Raw genomic sequence first — 3,524 nt, 5'->3', positions numbered from 1 at the left:
GAAAAATGCGTGGAATTGATGTGCGCAATATTCTCGCGACGGAATAGATTTTCCACCTCGCGTACTTCGAATTCACACTGGGCGTAGCTGGAGTAACGGCTGTTGGGCTTGCGTTCGTTACGAATGGCCGTGAGGCGGTCCGGGTCGATGGTCAGGCCGAACAGTTTGTGCGAATGCGCACGCAGGGCCGCCGGGAGGGTCAGGTGCTCCATGTCGTCTTCGGTCAACGGGTAGTTGGCCGCGCGGATACCGAATTGCATCGCCATGTACAGGCAGGTCGGGGTCTTGCCGCAGCGGGACACGCCCACCAGGATCAGATCGGCCTTGTCGTAGTAGTGGGTGCGGGCACCGTCGTCGTTGTCGAGGGCGAAGTTCACCGCCTCGATGCGCTCCATATAGTTGGAGTTGTGACCAATGGAATGGGACTTGCCCACGGAGTATGAGGAATGTTCACTCAGTTCTTGTTCCAGCGGCGCCAGGAACGTGGAGAAGATGTCGATCATGAAACCATTCGAAGTCGCCAGGATCTCACGAATATCCTGATTGACGATGGTGTCGAAAATGATCGGGCGAAAACCGTCTTTTTCAGCCGCCAGATTGATTTGTTGTACCATGGCCCGCGCTTTATCCACGCTGTCGATATAGGGCCGTGTGAATTTGGCGAAGGTAATGTTTTCGAACTGCGCGAGCAGGCTTTGACCCAATGTTTCGGCTGTAATGCCGGTGCCGTCGGAGATAAAGAAAGCAGATCGTTTCATTTGAGCCCTGGGCCTTAAGCTGATGGCGAATCTTGGATATGATAGGCGCGATTTTGCCGTCCCGCAGTGGGCCGCATTCTCACTTATTTTCCAGGTCCAGGCCACAAGCGCTGGCGATTGCTCCTACTGAGCAGCCAGCGTCCTGAGCTTTTCCAACACAGAAAGTGGAGAGATCACCTTGGTAGAGTACGTAGTTTCCCTCGATAAGCTCGGCGTCCATGATGTAGAGCACGTGGGGGGCAAGAACGCATCCCTCGGCGAGATGATCAGTAATCTTGCAGGCGCTGGTGTGTCGGTGCCCGGTGGTTTTGCCACCACGGCCCAGGCTTACCGCGATTTCCTCGAACTGAGCGGCCTCAACGCTCAGATCCACGCAGCGCTGGACGCTCTGGACGTCGACGACGTCAACGCCCTGGCCAAGACCGGTTCCCAGATCCGCCAATGGATCATGGACGCCGAGTTCCCTGAGAAGCTCAACGCAGAAATCCGCACCGCCTTCGCCACGCTGTCGGCCGGGAATCCGGACATGGCCGTTGCCGTGCGCTCCTCGGCGACTGCTGAAGACTTGCCGGACGCCTCCTTCGCCGGTCAGCAAGAGACCTTCCTGAACATCCGCGGCGTGGAAAACGTGATCCGCGCGGCCAAGGAAGTCTTTGCCTCGCTGTTCAACGATCGCGCTATTTCCTACCGTGTGCACCAAGGTTTCGACCACAAGCTGGTGGCCCTGTCTGCCGGTGTGCAGCGCATGGTGCGTTCGGAAACCGGCACTGCCGGCGTAATGTTTACCCTGGACACCGAATCCGGTTTCCGTGACGTGGTGTTCATCACCGGCGCCTACGGCCTGGGCGAAACCGTCGTACAGGGCGCGGTCAACCCGGACGAGTTCTACGTACACAAGGGCACCCTCGAAGCGGGTCGCCCGGCCATCCTGCGCCGCAACCTCGGCAGCAAGGCCATCAAGATGATCTACGGCGACGAGGCCAAGGCCGGTCGCTCGGTGAAAACCGTTGAAGTCGACAAGGCCGAGCGTGCGCGTTTCTGTCTGACCGACGCTGAAGTCAGTGAGCTGGCCAAGCAAGCGATGATCATCGAAAAGCACTACAAGTGCCCGATGGACATCGAGTGGGCCAAGGACGGTGACGACGGCAAGCTGTACATCGTGCAGGCTCGTCCGGAAACCGTGAAGAGCCGTACCTCGGCCAACGTCATGGAACGTTACCTGCTGAAAGAAACCGGCACCGTGCTGGTAGAAGGCCGTGCCATCGGCCAGCGCATCGGCGCGGGCAAGGTGCGGATCATCAAGGATGTGTCCGAAATGGACAAAGTCCAGCCAGGCGACGTACTGGTCTCCGACATGACCGACCCGGATTGGGAGCCGGTGATGAAACGCGCCAGCGCCATCGTCACCAACCGTGGCGGGCGTACCTGCCACGCGGCGATCATCGCCCGTGAGCTGGGGATTCCTGCCGTAGTGGGTTGCGGCAACGCCACTCAGTTGCTCAAAGACGGCCAGGGCGTGACTGTGTCGTGCGCCGAAGGTGACACCGGCTTCATCTTTGAAGGCGAGCTGGGCTTTGACATCAAGCAAAACTCCATCGACGCCATGCCCGACCTGCCGTTCAAAATCATGATGAACGTCGGTAACCCGGATCGTGCCTTCGATTTCGCACAGTTGCCGAACGCCGGTGTGGGCCTGGCTCGCCTGGAATTCATCATCAACCGCATGATCGGCGTGCACCCCAAGGCCCTGTTGAACTACGACGGCCTGCCGCTGGACATCAAGGAAAGCGTCGACAAGCGCATTGCCGGCTACAACGACCCGGTGGGTTTCTACGTCGAGAAGTTGGTGGAAGGCATCAGCACCCTGGCGGCGGCGTTCTATCCGAAAAAGGTCATCGTGCGTCTGTCGGACTTCAAGTCCAACGAATACGCCAACCTGATCGGCGGCAAGCTCTATGAGCCGGAAGAAGAAAACCCGATGCTGGGTTTCCGTGGTGCCTCGCGTTACATCAGCGAAGCGTTCCGTGACTGCTTTGAGCTTGAGTGCCGCGCCCTCAAGCGTGTACGCAATGAGATGGGCCTGACCAACGTCGAGATCATGGTGCCGTTCGTACGCACCCTGGGCGAGGCGAGCCAGGTGGTGGACCTGCTGGCAGAAAACGGCCTGTCCCGTGGCGAAAACGGCCTGCGCGTGATCATGATGTGCGAGCTGCCGTCCAACGCCATCCTGGCCGAAGAGTTCCTTGAGTTCTTCGACGGTTTCTCCATCGGCTCCAACGACCTGACCCAGCTGACATTGGGCCTGGACCGTGATTCCGGGATCATCGCTCACCTGTTCGACGAGCGTAACCCGGCGGTCAAGAAGCTGCTGGCCAATGCCATCCAGGCCTGTAACAAGGCCGGCAAGTACATCGGTATCTGCGGCCAAGGCCCTTCCGATCACCCAGACCTGGCCAAGTGGCTGATGGAGCAGGGCATCGAAAGCGTCTCGCTGAACCCCGATTCCGTGCTGGAAACCTGGTTCTTCCTGGCTGAAGGCCAAGCGTCCGCCTAAGGTCGACACGTCAAAAGTGCCGGTCACTCGTTGAGGGTGACCGGCATTCTTATCTGTACAGGGCGGGAATTCTCGCGGACGCCGCCCTTTTTTGTGCAAGAGCATTATGCAAAGCAGCAGCAACCTGTTTCCTGTCGCCCTGATTAGCGCTGAACGTCGTGGCGACTTGAGTGAAGATGTGTACCGCCTCAAGCCCGGCAACAGCCCAGACG

Annotated in this window: 2 protein-coding genes and 1 pseudogene; 2 read left to right on the top strand and 1 reads right to left on the bottom strand. The window is 59.0% G+C overall.

Going from position 1 to position 3,524, the window contains the following annotated elements:
- Positions 1–758, bottom strand: a 758-nt coding sequence (gene ppsR, locus ACRESD_RS19690; RefSeq protein WP_431752426.1) for a posphoenolpyruvate synthetase regulatory kinase/phosphorylase PpsR, incomplete at its 3' end; no start/stop codon positions are given.
- A gap of 178 nt (positions 759–936) precedes the next feature.
- Between ppsR and ppsA the strand changes: the two genes are divergently transcribed.
- Both ppsA and ACRESD_RS19680 read left to right on the top strand, forming a co-directional pair.
- Positions 937–3,312, top strand: coding sequence for a phosphoenolpyruvate synthase (ppsA, locus tag ACRESD_RS19685; protein WP_431752425.1), 2,376 nt, complete (start codon positions 937–939; stop codon positions 3,310–3,312).
- A gap of 106 nt (positions 3,313–3,418) precedes the next feature.
- A pseudogene (locus tag ACRESD_RS19680) lies at positions 3,419–3,524 on the top strand (alpha/beta fold hydrolase); the annotation flags it as partial.

The organism is Pseudomonas sp. (assembly GCF_050739995.1).
Classification (GTDB): domain Bacteria; phylum Pseudomonadota; class Gammaproteobacteria; order Pseudomonadales; family Pseudomonadaceae; genus Aquipseudomonas.
Note: the sequence above shows the minus strand (reverse complement) of the source record. Positions and strands in the feature narration are given on the sequence as shown.